The organism is Microbacterium sp. SLBN-146 (assembly GCF_006715145.1).
Classification (GTDB): domain Bacteria; phylum Actinomycetota; class Actinomycetes; order Actinomycetales; family Microbacteriaceae; genus Microbacterium.
Genome location: NZ_VFMR01000001.1, coordinates 1,729,436 through 1,741,581, shown reverse-complemented (window position 1 = coordinate 1,741,581; position 12,146 = coordinate 1,729,436). Strand labels below are relative to the sequence as shown.

Here is a 12,146-nt window from a genome sequence, read left to right as displayed (position 1 = left end):
CGATCCTGCCAGGTCGGTGGCAGAGCCTGCTGCGCTTACTTGACCGAGCCGGCGGTGAGGCCGCCCACGATGAAGCGCTGGAGCGCGAGGAACAGGCCGATCGGGATGATGGCGGCGAGGACCGCGCCCGCTGCGAAGACGCTCCAGTTGCGCGACGTCTCCTGCGAGATGAACTGGTACAGCCCCACGGCGAGGGTCTGCTTCTCGGGATCGATGAGGATGACGCTCGCGATCACGAACTCGCTCATCGTGCCGAGGAACGACAGGAGACCCACGACGGCGAGGATCGGCGCGACGAGGCGCAGGATGATCGTGAAGAAGATGCGTGCGTGGCCGGCGCCGTCGAGCTTCGCGGCCTCATCGATCGACGCGGGGACGGTGTTGAAGAACCCGTACATGAGGTACGTGTTCACCCCCAGTGCGCCGCCGAGGTAGACCATGATGAGGCCGATCTGGGTGTTCAGGCCGATCGCGGGGAAGATCTCGGCGATGCCGCTCATGAGCAGGAAGATCGCGACCATCGCGAGGAGCTGCGGGAACATCTGCACGAGCAGGAGGGTCATGAGGCCGAAGCGCCTGCCCGTGAAGCGCATCCGCGAGAACGAATACGCCGCGAGTGCGCCGAGGAGCACGGTGCCGGCGGCCGACGTCAGTCCGATGAAGAGCGTGTTCCCGAACCAGGCGGCGTAGGGCTGCTGCGGACGGTTGAAGAGCTCGACATAGCTGCCGAGGTTCACGGTCGAGAACAGCGAGTTCGCCGTCATCAGGGTTCCGCCCGGATTGAGCGATGCCGACAGCACGTACAGCAGAGGGAACGCCGAGAAGATCAGCATGACGACGCCGACGAGGTGACGCCATCCCGTCTCGCGGAAGTACTTGCGGAACGGTCGGCGCGGATACGCGATCCGCTCGTCGCGACGGAGGGCCGCTGTCACGTCGAGCTTCCTGCCGCCCTCCGGGGTGCCGGCTTCGAAGCCTTCGGGCGTGGCGGCGACGCCACCGCCCGTCTGGAGTCCTGGCTGCGTCATGTCAGTTCAGCTCCTCGAGTGCCTTGGTGCGTCGGAAGGCGATGATCGAGATCGTGCCCACCAGGATGAAGATGATGATCGAGAATGCGCTGGCGAGCCCGTAATCGCGGTTGGCGCCGATGAAGGCGACCTTGTAGACCATCGAGATGAGGATGTCGGTCGCCCCGACGTTCACACCGGCTGTCACATCGCGCGGTCCGCCGCCGGTGAGCATGTAGATCAGGTTGAAGTTGTTGAAGTTGAACGCGAACGACGAGATCAACAGCGGCGCGACCGAGACGAGCAGGAGCGGGAACTTGATGAGGCGGAACGCCTGGAAGACCGAGGCTCCGTCCATCTGCGCGGCCTCCTGGAGCTCGTCGGGGATCGACTGCAGCGCTCCCGTCGTCACGAGGAACATGTAGGGGAAGCCGAGCCACAGGTTCACGAAGATGATGCTGAACTTCGCGAGCCACTCGTTCGTGAGCCACGGGATCTCGGCGCCTCCGAACAGGACGACGTTGACGAAGCCGAACTCCTGATTGAGCATTCCCGCCCACACGAGCGCCGAGAGGAACCCCGGGAAGGCGTACGGGAGGATCATCACGACGCGGTAGTACTTCTTGCTCTTCATCCGCGGGTCGTTGAAGACGATCGCGAGGAAGAGACCCAGGACGAACGTCGTTGCGACCGAGAGGATCGCGAAGACGAACGTCCAGATCGTGACGGAGATGAGCGGACCGCGGATGGTCGGCTCGGTGAACGCTCGGACGAAGTTGTCGAAGCCGACCGTGATCTGCCATCCCGGAAGGAGCTCCGTGCCATCGGGCGCGGTGAAGGCGCCGTTGCCGGTGTCGGAGTAGACGGTGCCCGACTGCGAGTCCGTCATCGTCTCGGCGGACTCGTCGTAGACGTAGCGCGAGGTGTACTGGAACGCCGTCGTGGCATCCTGCGTCTTGAGGAAGCCCTCGTTGGGGTCATCGCTGATCGGGACGACGAGCTGTGCGATCGCCGACTGGTTGGCGATGACGGCGGCGAAGTCGAGGGTGGTGTAGCCGGGAGCGCCGGTCGCCTTGCCGCCGTCGAACGTCGCATCGGCGACCTCTTCGAGCGGACGCTCTTCCCCGCCGAGGAGCGCTTCGCCTTCGGGTGACGTGACGAGGAACGACAGCTCCCCGAACGACTCGACGATCGTGAGGGGGTAGGACGGCGAGTCGGGGACGCGCTCCGTGTTCTGGAGCAGGATCGCCTCGACGGCATCTTCCTTCGTGCTGTTGTGGCCCGTGCCGTAGTTCGTGAAGGCGATGTAGCCCGAGTAGAGGACGACGAAGATCTGGAAGATCAGCAGGAAGATGAGCCCCGGCGTCAGGTACTTCGCCGGCAGGCCGCCCTTGCGGAGGTAGATCCAGTTGACGGCGAGGGTCCCGACGGCGACGAGGGATCCGATCAGCCAATTGCCGGTGCTGAAGAGCACGAGGCACGCGTAGACGGCCATCGCGTCGATCAGGCCGAGGGCCACGATCTTGAACAGCACGAGCTTCCAGCCGCCGGCGGCGGCTTCGGCCATGCGTGCCGCGGATTTGCGCCGTTTGTCGAGGCGGACCTCGGCCGGCGTGCGGGTGGGCGTCGTCGTCATCGTCTGGACCCTCCGATGAAGTGGGAGCTAAAGGTGAGCGAGGTCCGGGGCGGCACCTCGGTGGGTGCCGCCCCGGACTTCGTGTGGATCAGCGGGCGATCGCGGCCTGGATGTCCGCCGCCATCTTCTGCCACAGGGCGACCGGGTCGCCCTCACCCTTGACGATGGCGTTCTCGGTGACGCCCCAGAACTCCCAGACGGAGCCCATCTCGGGGATGTTCGGCATCGGGACGGCGGTCGCACCGACTTCGCCGAAGCCGGCGACGATGGGGTCTGCAGCGACGGCCGCGTCGAAGGCCGACGACAGCGCCGGGGCGCGTCCACCGACCTCGTAGAGCGCCGTCTGCACCTCTTCGGAGCCGACGTAGTTCGTGAGGAAGTTCGTGGCGGCCACGACGTTCTCGCTCTTGGCGCTCATGAAGAAGCCCTGCACACCGACGAACGGCTGCGCGGCCTCGCCACCGGAGGTCGGGACGGCGTCGATCGCGATGTCGATCCCCGCCTCCTGCGCCGCGGGGACGTTCCACGGTCCGGTCAGGAAGAACGGCGACTTACCGCCGACGAAGTTCTCCCGCGCGAGATCGCCCGAGATGTTCGGGTTCAGGATGCCGGCAGCACCCTGCGCCGCGAGCCACTGAGCGAAGGCCTCGCCACCCGCGTTTCCGATCTGGAGGTCGTCGGGGTTGTAGGTGCCGTCAGCGTTGGTGCCGAAGACGGGGGCGCCGAACGATGTCTGGAACGGGTACATGTGGTACGGGTCGCCCGCTTCGGGGTCGAGCCCGACGAGGAACTTGTACTCCGTGCCCGCTGCCGTCCCGGCGGCGATCATGTCGTCCCAGGTCGCGGGGGCTTCGGGAGCGAGAGCCGTGTTGCGCATGAGCGCGATGTTCTCGATCGAGTACGGGACTCCGTAGACCTGTCCGTCGTACGACCAGGCGTCGATCGCGACCTTCTCGTAGTCCGCGGCCGTGTCACCGAGCTCGACCGGCGCCACGACACCGTTCGTGACGAGCGTTCCGAGCCAGTCGTGCGCGCCGACGGCGATGTCCGGGCCCTTGCCCGTGGGGACCTGCGAGATGAACTGATCGCGGATCTCGCCGAAGTCCTTCTGCACGAGGTTGACCTTGACGCCGGTCTCCTGGGTGAACTCGGCGGCAGGCTCCTTCAGGACGCCCGCGCGGTCGGCGTCCACCCAGACCGTGAGGGTTCCGGCAGCGTCGGGGGCGTCGGTCGAACCGCCGCCGCTTCCGCCGCTCGCGCAGCCGACCAGAGCCAGGGATGAAACAGCAGCCATCGCGCCGAAGGCGACGATGCTCTTCTTGTTCACCTTCATTGGTGTGTGCCTCTCTTGAGTGCTTCTCTTGCCGTCTCCGCACCTGTTGAGTGGGAGAGGCCGTGGTTCTGACGCCTGCACAGAGCTGCAAGCGCTTACATTGTGTACGTTCTCGACCCTGTGTGCAACACAAGGCAGAGCGTCGATATGGCTTTGTGATCTTCCGTGGCGGTCACACCGCGGCATCCATCGATGTGGAAGCGTTTGCAGAACTCCCGCGAGCGGTCGGCGTGAGTAGACTTCTGGGATGGCTGATTCCTCTTTCGACATCGTCAGCAAGGTCGACAACCAGGAGGCCGACAACGCGCTCAATCAGGCCCGCAAAGAGGTCGAGCAGCGTTACGACTTCAAGGGCACAAACGCCTCGATCGAGTGGAGCGGCGAAGCGATCCTCATCAAGGCGAGCACCGAGGAACGGGCGAAGGCCGTCCTCGACGTGTTCCAGTCCAAGCTCGTCAAGCGCGGCATCTCGCTGAAGAGTCTCGAGACGGGTGAGCCGGTCGCGGGAAGCAAGGAGTACCGGATCACGTCGACCCTCAAGGACGGCATCTCGTCGGAGAACGCGAAGAAGATCTCCAAGATCATCCGCGACGAGGGACCCAAGTCCGTGAAGTCGCAGATCCAGGGCGACGAGCTGCGCGTGCAGTCGAAGAGCCGCGACGACCTTCAGGAAGTGCAGCGTCTGCTCAAGGCAGCCGACCTCGACGTCGATCTCCAGTTCGTCAACTACCGCTGACGCGACTCGACGCCGAGGTTCGTCACCGTTCGGCGTCACCGGATGAGGGCGGCGATGAGGTTGATCGCCGCGGCGAGCACGATCACCCCGAGCACGTACGACAAGACGGCGTGACGCAGCGCCTCCCGTCTGATCGACGTACTGGTGAGGTCGGTATCCGACACCTGGTACGTCATGCCGAGCGTGAACGCCACGTAGGCGAAGTCCCGGTATGCCGGCGGTTCAGACTGGTTGAAGTCGACTCCGGTGCCCCCATCCCGGTAGTAGACGCCCGCATACCTCAGGGTGAAGACGATCTGCACGAGCAGCCAAGACGCACCGACGGTTCCCAGTGCCGCCCCCGCCAAACCGAATCTGGCGGGACCCTGCGTCGTTCCCGCTTCGACGAGCAGGAGCACGATAGCTCCGACACTGGCGACGCCGGCTGCGATCAACAGCGCCTGCGCGACCGGCTGGGTGGGATCCTCCCGGGTGGCATGACTGGCGGTGTCAGCCGGGCCTAGCGTCACGACGCTGCGCCACACCCACGACGCGTACACGCCGATCGCGATGATCCACCCGACCGCGGGCGCGAACACCCACGATCCCGCAACCCCGGTGACGACGGCGACCACCGCGAAGATCGACAGCATCGCGCCGACCCTCACACCCGCCCGATGCCAGAACCCGCTGAAATCACGGTCGGAGTCGGCTCGACTCACGGCATCCTCCCGGCGCACGGGAGGTTCATCGCCCATCACGTCTCCGAGTCCGGCATCCGCTGATGGATCCGGACGATCAGGTCGAGCTGAGCCCTGTTCATCTCCATCAGCTCTTCGAGCTCCCGCTTGGCCGAAACGTTCGTCTCGTAGTCGTGCTGAGCGAGAGCAGCTGCGATCGCGTCCTGCCGCTTGGCCGCGATCAGAAGAATCGCCCCCTGGAGTCCCGCCAGCATGCTCAAGAAGAGGTTCAGCAGGATGTAGGGATAGGGGTCCCACGCGACATCCATGACGTTCACGACGGCCCACAGGAGCATGAAGGCGACGAATCCCGCGATGAACGCCCAGGAGCCCATGCCGTTGCGGAGTCGATCCGCGGCGCGTTCGCCTCGCGTCAAGCTGTCGAGGTGCCGATCGTGCCAGTTGAACGGATGCCGCGCAGCGGGCGAAATCGGGCGCTCGGCGTCACCGCGAAAGGGTTCCGAATCGGTCGACGGCGACTGCGTCGCTCCCGCATTCCTCACGTCGCACCTCCGACGGGCCAGTCTCTCGTGCGATCCGGCCCACCTCCGAAACGTACGTCCCGCCCGCCCGCTGCCGCAGGGACCAAGGTCCCTTGCGCCCAGACGCAGAAGTGCCCGGCACCGCTCGCACGCAGCGCCGGGCACTTCCGTCGTGTACTCAGCTGTCGGTGACGGCATCCTTGATGTCGTCGCCGGCCTTCTTCGTCTTCGCCGCGGCCTGCTCGGCGTGACCCTCGGCCTCGGTCGACTTGTCGTCGGTCGCCTTGCCGTAGGCCTCCTTGGCCTTGCCCTTGAGGTCTTCGGCGTTGTGCTTGATGTCGTCTCCCATACCCATGGGTTCTCCTCTCAACAGTCTGACGATCTGGTGACCGTCAGTGGTCGGTGGTTCTGGTGGGCGGTGCGGTCGAGGGTGAATGCGGCTTCGAGCGACGCGGATCCGGACGTGACTCCGCGGCTTCGATGCCCCGTTCATCAGCGCTCATCACTCGACGGTAGACAACGAAGCTGTGCCGTCAGGGGTGGTTGTGATCCGAGCGCGATGCGCGTATGGTGCGAGGTTCTCGCCGAATGCGGATGGCTCCTCTCGAGATGAGCGCCGTCGCGTCGAGCGATCGGGCTGTGCCCGGCAGAGGTTATCCACAGACTGATCGTTGCCATATTCGAATGTCGGTGGGCTCTGCGAGGATTCTCTTATGGATCTTATTACGAACATCGCAGAGCGGTTCGACCGCATCTCGGTGTTCGCCGAGCTGCGGGTCCCCGCGCGAGAACTGCCGGTGGCGGCACTACGACTCAGTGACGCGTCCGTGCTCGAGATCAGCAGAGACCTCGCCGGGATCGCGAACGACATCGCACGGTTGCAGGCGCTTTTTGCCGGGGTGGCCGCGCACCGATCACAGAGGTCCGCGGGGCAGTCCGGGCTTGCCGCGACGCAAGGGCACGGGAGTCCGGCTTCGCTGATCCAGGCGATCACCGGCGGGACGAAAGCCGACGCGACCAGGCACGTGCGTGTCGGCTCAGCACTGTTGGAAGACGCTCTCGCTGGCAGCGACGGACGACAGGGCGACGACTCGCGTGGTGATGCAGGGCCGGATGCTGCCGAGACCGATGCTGCCGCGGTGACTCATGCCGCGGTGCTGCGGGAGGCATTGATGGCCGGGCGACTGACGACCCCTCAGCACGACACGATCCGCCGCGGTCTGGCCGACCCGCGCGACGACTCCCCCGATGCCCGCACCGTGTGGGCGACCGCAGCGCGGCACCTCATCGACGATGCCGCCGGTCTCACGGTGGAAGACCTCGCGATCCGTGCGCGGGCGCTGAGGGACTCCCTCGATCTCATCGGAGCGGAAGAGAGGTTCGCACAGAGGTACGCCAACCGGTCCTTCCGCACCTGGATCGACGACACCGGGCAGCACCACGGCCGGATCGTGTTCGACGATGAGATGGCCCTGTGGGTTCACGCGATCCGCGACGCGGCTCTGCGGCCTCGCCGCGGCGGACCCCGATTCATGACCGACGAAGAGCGCGCCGCAGCCACCGCCCTGGTCGATGACCCCCGCACGAACGATCAGTTGCAGTACGACCTGTTCATGTCGATCCTCCGCGCCGGATCCCTCGCCGAAGCCTCTGACGTCTTCGGCGCCCGGCAACCCGGGGTTCGCGTCGTCACCATCGAGACCGCTCCCGAACATGACGCGGAACGTCGGGATGCGTTCGGACGACTCCGCGCCGCGGGGTACGCCGAAGACGGCGGGCACGTTCTCCCCGGCTCTCTCATCGACCGAGCCGTGTGCACCTCCGGCACCACCCGCCTCAGGTTCGACGAGACCGGCAACCCGCTCGACGTCGGACACGAGCACCGCCTCTTCACCCCCAAGCAGCGCATCGCTCTCGCCGTCCGAGATGGCGGCTGCGCATGGACCGGGTGCTCGACGCCCGCCTCGTATTGCGAGGCCCACCACATCGACCACGTCGCCGACGGCGGCCGCACCGACATCAACCGCGGCATTCTTCTCTGCCGACACCACCATCTCCTCCTCCACAACCATGGCTGGAAGATCCGACGCGAACACACGGGCCCGTTCACCCTCCATCCCCCGCCCGGCGACCACCGCGACCCCATCACCGTGCAATCCCACGCCACCTGGAAATGGGCCTGGAACCCACCCACCCCACCCCCTCGCGCACACTGGCGCGCCGCCTGACCGTGCCCGATCCGCGGGAAGCGCGGAGCGCGGAGCACGGAGCGCGGAGCACGGAGCACGGAACGCGGAGCACGGAACGCGGAGCACGGCGCACGAAGCACGAAGCACGGAGCACGGAGCACGGAGCACGAAGCACGGAACGCGGAGCACGGAACGCGGAGCACGAAGCACCGAGCACGGAACGCGGAGCACGAAGCACCGAGCACGGAACGCGGAGCACGAAGCACCGAGCACCGAGCACGAAGCACGAAGCACGAAGCACGGAACGCGGAGCACGAAGCATGGCCCAGCGCGCTGCCACCCCTAACGACCGCTGCCGTCAGACGTGCCGACGTCCAGGGGCCACACGGGCCACGCCGGGAGCGGATCCGCGAACCGGCGCCACACATCCGGACCACCGGCGAGTTCTGAATCGGTGAGCGCCACAGAATCCAGCGCGCGAGTGATCTCCCCACGCTTCAGATCGAGGCCCGTGATCGCGATCTCCTGCCCGAGCGCCGCGAATCCCGCGTCCGGCGCGAGCGGATTGAGCCAGATCGCCGATCCCACATGCTCCCACCGCGCGAGCACCCCCGGCCGCGTTGCCAACCGGCAGAATCCCACCGACCGAAGAAGCAACCCGCACGCACCACCGTCGAGTTCCTCATCGAGGACCCGCGCCAACCTCCCGGGGTGGAACGCCCGCAGCTGCTCGTAGCGGAACGTGCTCACTCGCCGATCCGTCATGTACGGGTCGTGCTCCTCGTTCAGCGCCCGCATCCACCCGGCACGCTCCTGAATCGCGATGCCATCGTCACCCAACTTCGCGATCGCGCGCGCATCCTCGACAGCCCCGCGACTCAACCTCACCCTCGACGTCGGGCTCAGGTGCGAAACGACCGCCATCAGCATCGCGAGCCGCGACGTGTCGAGGCCCTCCCAGTTCACGAGGACGACGAGCGTCGCCGCCTCGATGAGGGTCGCCGCCTGGCGCGCCCGCGCCCCGGTATCACCCCGTTCATCCCCGGCGCCGGGGTTATCGATCAGCGCAACGTCGTCGCAGAAGTCGTCGATCATATGCGGCGCATCCACGACGCAGACGACCGTCGGCACATCGGTCCCCGCGGCGCTCACATGGGCGATATCGACCCCCGAAGAGACATCCACGACGACCGGTTCCCCCTCGAGCACCTCGACATCGACCTGCCCGGGCCACGACACCGCTCCCCGGCGCGGAGCGTCCAGAATCCGCACGACACCTGCACCCGACGAGACGGCGAAGCTCTCGACGAAGCGTCGCCGCTCGGGTACACACACACCGACGACGAGAACCGGACGAGCACTCATGGAAGACCCTTCACATTGACGATGACCGTGATCGATCATACTGTTTATTGAGAATCGTTCTCGATAGGAGTCCTCAATGAAGGTACGCGCATCGCTCAAGTCCCTCAAGAACCAGCCGGGCGCTCAGGTCGTCCGTCGTCGCGGACGCGTGTACGTCATCAACAAGCTCAACCCCAGATTCAAGGGCCGCCAGGGCTGAGACAAACGCCTTCGCGAGGGGAAGAGTCGCGGGCGCCGTCCCCGGCGTGCATGCACGCGGCCCGGCGCCCGCGGGGCAGAAGAGCCCGAGAGCGGGCACAGCCCGATCTGTGCCAGCGCCACCTCTTCGTCCGCCCGTACGCTGACGGTACCCCACGCCCGTCGATTCGCAGCGGGACGAAAGTCCTCCGGGGAGAGAACGCTTCAGCCGCTGACGAACGCGACCGCGAGGAACGCGAAGATCACGACGTCGCTGAGGAAGTGGATCAGCCACGGCCAGAACAGGCCGCGCGTCTCGAGCATGGCCTTGCTCAGAATCCAGCCCATGAAGATCGAGGCGAGCGCGCCGAAGAGGCCACCCGGGATGCCGAAGTAGTGCGCGAGGCCGAAGAACACCGCCGACATCCACAGCGCCTGCGCCGAACTGACGGCGCGTCGCGCGGTCGCCAGCAGGGGAGCGCGGTACGCGAGTTCCTCCGCAACGGAATTGACGGCGGCGTAGACGAGGATCGCCGGCACCATCGGCAGGATCACGACGAACGCGGATGCCGGCGGTCGCAGCAGCAGGTACTGCCCGACTCCGAGAACCGCGGCGATTCCGAACCCCCAGATGAGCCCGAAGCGCGTCCACGAGTCGGGCTTCGGGAATCCCAGCGCCGGTACCGGCCGTATCCGAGCGGCGAGGTCGCCCACCGTCATGAAGAACTCCCGAGGCCGCAGCCCCATCCCGATCAGTGCCACGACCATCACGGCGGCGACCGCGAGCTTCGCGGTCAGCACAGGCTGCAGCTGAGCGTCCAGAGCCGTCCCACCCAGGAGACGTTGCACGGGCTCGAGGGAGAAGTCTCCCCACGAGGTGAGCGTCGTGGCGGTGAGGAGCGTCAACAGCACAGCGACGAATCGCCACAGTCGCCGCAGCGGCGGCACCGTGACGACTCCGACCAGCACGAGCGCACCGACCGACAGCTGAGCCAACACCATCCACGACGGCACGCGACCGAAGACCAGATGCGTGACGATCGCGGGCACGGCACCCAAGAGGGCCGTCGCCACCCACGCCATCGCGACGGATGGGCGACGGCGGCCGGTCCCCCGCGCCACCGTCGCCTGCACGGGATCCCGAGCCATCTCGCGATCCCTCGTCACGCGATCAGGACGTCGAGAACGTAGTAGGTGACGTACACGGGCCATACCATCGCCTGGAGGAGGCCCAGCACGACGGACCAGAAGGACCCGTCCGAGCGGGAGATGAAGAAGATCGCGGCACCGATGTACGCGAGGAGGAAGAAGACACCCCACGTACCGTTGCGCTCCACGACCTGAACGCTGCGACGACTGTCAGCCATGATGCCTCCCGGTTCGTCCGACTCCGTCCATCGTCCCGAGGTCGAGCGGGCGCGAGCGGGTCGAACGTCCCATCGGATGCCGGCATCACGCGACGGATGCGCGCCAGGTGCGACGTGCGCGGCTCAGTGGCGGCGCAGCATCCCCATCGCCCAGCGATCGAGACGCCGATAGGCCTGGTCGCGCGCGTCGTGTCGCGAGAGGAACACGTCGTGCAGGGCGCCGTCGATCCGCTCGACGGTCACCGAGGGCCCGAGCTTTAACGACGCTCGCGCGATGTCATCGACGACGAGCACCGTGTCGGCCGACGTGAGATCCTCACCCCATCGTGTCGGCGGAACAGTGCGGGCCGACAGGAGCACGCAGACCGGCGCGGGAATCCCGAGTCCTGCCGAGACCTTCGTGTGTCCTGCGATGACGGCATTCATCCAGGCGACGTGCACGGGCATCGTCTGCTCCGGTCGCCACACGGTATTGATCGACACCGGATCGTCGGGGTCCGCGACCTCGGTCTGGGCACGCGAATAGAACCCGGCATCCACCTGCGGCCAGAGATCGAGCGGCCGAAGGCGCGAGTGGAGACCCAGCATCGGAGCGATCGCGGCGCGCGTGGCCGCACTCAGCTGGAACTCCAACCACGGACTGTTGAGGATGACGGCGCTCACGGCATCCGGATGCCGCGCAGCCCACAGGCTCAGCGTCAGCCCGCCCGTCGAATGCCCGAGCAGCACGAGCCGCCGTTCACCTCCACCGTCGGCCGATCGACCCATCGCTTCGAGGCCTGCACCGATGTCGGCGTCGTAGTGGCTCAAGTCGGTGATGAAGCCCGCGGTCTGTCCGTCACGGAGACTCCGACCGTACTTCCGCAGATCCAGCGCGTAGAACCGCGCACCGCGATCCGCCCAGTATCGCGCCAAGCGCGCCTGGAAGAAGTAGTCCGACCAGCCGTGCACGTAGAGCACATCGACATCGGCGAACGGACGATGGTCACCGAACAGGCCGCCGAACGGTGCCGCAGACGGCAGAAGGCGAACGAGCGTCGCAACGACCTCGCCCTCCTCGTCCGTTCCGAGCGGCAGCGTCAGCTGCTCGAACGGCTCCCCCAGAACGTCGGGAACCCACTCGTCGGACATGCTC

Annotated in this window: 13 protein-coding genes; 3 read left to right on the top strand and 10 right to left on the bottom strand. The window is 66.5% G+C overall.

Going from position 1 to position 12,146, the window contains the following annotated elements; all coding sequences use genetic code 11:
* Nucleotides 1-35 precede the first annotated feature (35 nt).
* From FBY39_RS07455 to FBY39_RS07445, 3 genes are all read right to left on the bottom strand, one after another.
* Nucleotides 36-1,028 carry a sugar ABC transporter permease gene (locus FBY39_RS07455; RefSeq protein WP_141931530.1) on the bottom strand — a complete coding sequence of 331 codons (993 nt, stop codon included), beginning with the start codon at nucleotides 1,026-1,028 and terminating at the stop codon, nucleotides 36-38.
* Between the two features lies 1 nt (nucleotide 1,029).
* Nucleotides 1,030-2,643, bottom strand: coding sequence for an ABC transporter permease subunit (locus FBY39_RS07450; protein WP_141931528.1), 1,614 nt, complete (start codon nucleotides 2,641-2,643; stop codon nucleotides 1,030-1,032).
* An 88-nt stretch (nucleotides 2,644-2,731) separates the two neighbouring features.
* On the bottom strand, nucleotides 2,732-3,976 hold the full coding sequence (locus FBY39_RS07445; protein ID WP_141931526.1) for a maltose ABC transporter substrate-binding protein: 1,245 nt from the start codon (nucleotides 3,974-3,976) through the stop codon (nucleotides 2,732-2,734).
* A gap of 247 nt (nucleotides 3,977-4,223) precedes the next feature.
* Between FBY39_RS07445 and FBY39_RS07440 the strand changes: the two genes are divergently transcribed.
* Nucleotides 4,224-4,712, top strand: a complete 489-nt coding sequence (locus tag FBY39_RS07440) for a YajQ family cyclic di-GMP-binding protein (protein ID WP_141931525.1) — start codon at nucleotides 4,224-4,226, stop codon at nucleotides 4,710-4,712.
* Nucleotides 4,713-4,747: 35 nt separating this feature from the next.
* On the opposite strand, the gene FBY39_RS07435 is transcribed toward FBY39_RS07440, so the two are convergent.
* The 3 genes from FBY39_RS07435 to FBY39_RS07425 all read right to left on the bottom strand — a co-directional run bounded on the left by FBY39_RS07435 (nucleotide 4,748) and on the right by FBY39_RS07425 (nucleotide 6,268).
* Nucleotides 4,748-5,449 carry a DUF1345 domain-containing protein gene (locus FBY39_RS07435; protein ID WP_260837481.1) on the bottom strand — a complete coding sequence of 234 codons (702 nt, stop codon included), beginning with the start codon at nucleotides 5,447-5,449 and terminating at the stop codon, nucleotides 4,748-4,750.
* A complete protein-coding gene (locus FBY39_RS07430) occupies nucleotides 5,449-5,934 on the bottom strand; it encodes a DUF1003 domain-containing protein (RefSeq protein ID WP_313901687.1) in 486 nt (161 codons plus the stop codon). The genes FBY39_RS07435 and FBY39_RS07430 overlap by 1 nt, the downstream gene beginning before the upstream one ends.
* 157 nt (nucleotides 5,935-6,091) lie before the next feature.
* Nucleotides 6,092-6,268, bottom strand: a complete 177-nt coding sequence (locus FBY39_RS07425) for a CsbD family protein (RefSeq protein WP_141931523.1) — start codon at nucleotides 6,266-6,268, stop codon at nucleotides 6,092-6,094.
* 358 nt (nucleotides 6,269-6,626) lie between these two features.
* Between FBY39_RS07425 and FBY39_RS07420 the strand changes: the two genes are divergently transcribed.
* Entirely contained in the window at nucleotides 6,627-8,141 is a 1,515-nt protein-coding gene (locus FBY39_RS07420) for an HNH endonuclease signature motif containing protein (protein ID WP_141931521.1), read from the top strand.
* A 303-nt stretch (nucleotides 8,142-8,444) separates the two neighbouring features.
* Here the strand turns inward: FBY39_RS07420 and FBY39_RS07405 are convergent, their stop codons facing one another.
* Nucleotides 8,445-9,467 (bottom strand): GTP-binding protein, encoded by a 1,023-nt coding sequence (locus FBY39_RS07405; protein ID WP_141931519.1) that lies wholly within the window; start codon nucleotides 9,465-9,467, stop codon nucleotides 8,445-8,447.
* Nucleotides 9,468-9,543: 76 nt separating this feature from the next.
* On the opposite strand from FBY39_RS07405, the gene ykgO reads away from it, so the two are divergent.
* Nucleotides 9,544-9,666 (top strand): type B 50S ribosomal protein L36, encoded by a 123-nt coding sequence (ykgO, locus tag FBY39_RS07400; protein ID WP_067949122.1) that lies wholly within the window; start codon nucleotides 9,544-9,546, stop codon nucleotides 9,664-9,666.
* A 203-nt stretch (nucleotides 9,667-9,869) separates the two neighbouring features.
* On the opposite strand, the gene FBY39_RS07395 is transcribed toward ykgO, so the two are convergent.
* From FBY39_RS07395 to FBY39_RS07385, 3 genes are all read right to left on the bottom strand, one after another.
* The gene (locus FBY39_RS07395) at nucleotides 9,870-10,793 is read right to left on the bottom strand and encodes a CPBP family intramembrane glutamic endopeptidase (RefSeq protein WP_160133017.1); all 924 of its coding nucleotides are present in this window, start codon (nucleotides 10,791-10,793) and stop codon (nucleotides 9,870-9,872) included.
* Between the two features lie 14 nt (nucleotides 10,794-10,807).
* Entirely contained in the window at nucleotides 10,808-11,011 is a 204-nt protein-coding gene (locus FBY39_RS07390; protein WP_141931514.1) for a hypothetical protein, read from the bottom strand.
* A gap of 123 nt (nucleotides 11,012-11,134) precedes the next feature.
* Entirely contained in the window at nucleotides 11,135-12,142 is a 1,008-nt protein-coding gene (locus FBY39_RS07385) for an alpha/beta hydrolase (RefSeq protein WP_141931513.1), read from the bottom strand.
* Nucleotides 12,143-12,146: the final 4 nt, after the last annotated feature.

Bases quoted from the DNA above. Each gene is read 5' to 3' on its own strand.
- FBY39_RS07405 (WP_141931519.1), bottom strand. From the start codon at position 9,467: ATGAGTGCTCGTCCGGTTCTCGTCGTCGGTGTGTGTGTACCCGAGCGG.
- FBY39_RS07440 (WP_141931525.1), top strand. From the start codon at position 4,224: ATGGCTGATTCCTCTTTCGACATCGTCAGCAAGGTCGACAACCAGGAG.
- FBY39_RS07390 (WP_141931514.1), bottom strand. From the start codon at position 11,011: ATGGCTGACAGTCGTCGCAGCGTTCAGGTCGTGGAGCGCAACGGTACG.
- FBY39_RS07425 (WP_141931523.1), bottom strand. From the start codon at position 6,268: ATGGGTATGGGAGACGACATCAAGCACAACGCCGAAGACCTCAAGGGC.
- ykgO (WP_067949122.1), top strand. From the start codon at position 9,544: ATGAAGGTACGCGCATCGCTCAAGTCCCTCAAGAACCAGCCGGGCGCT.
- FBY39_RS07445 (WP_141931526.1), bottom strand. From the start codon at position 3,976: ATGAAGGTGAACAAGAAGAGCATCGTCGCCTTCGGCGCGATGGCTGCT.
- FBY39_RS07455 (WP_141931530.1), bottom strand. From the start codon at position 1,028: ATGACGCAGCCAGGACTCCAGACGGGCGGTGGCGTCGCCGCCACGCCC.
- FBY39_RS07435 (WP_260837481.1), bottom strand. From the start codon at position 5,449: ATGGGCGATGAACCTCCCGTGCGCCGGGAGGATGCCGTGAGTCGAGCC.
- FBY39_RS07450 (WP_141931528.1), bottom strand. From the start codon at position 2,643: ATGACGACGACGCCCACCCGCACGCCGGCCGAGGTCCGCCTCGACAAA.
- FBY39_RS07385 (WP_141931513.1), bottom strand. From the start codon at position 12,142: ATGTCCGACGAGTGGGTTCCCGACGTTCTGGGGGAGCCGTTCGAGCAG.
- FBY39_RS07395 (WP_160133017.1), bottom strand. From the start codon at position 10,793: ATGGCTCGGGATCCCGTGCAGGCGACGGTGGCGCGGGGGACCGGCCGC.
- FBY39_RS07420 (WP_141931521.1), top strand. From the start codon at position 6,627: ATGGATCTTATTACGAACATCGCAGAGCGGTTCGACCGCATCTCGGTG.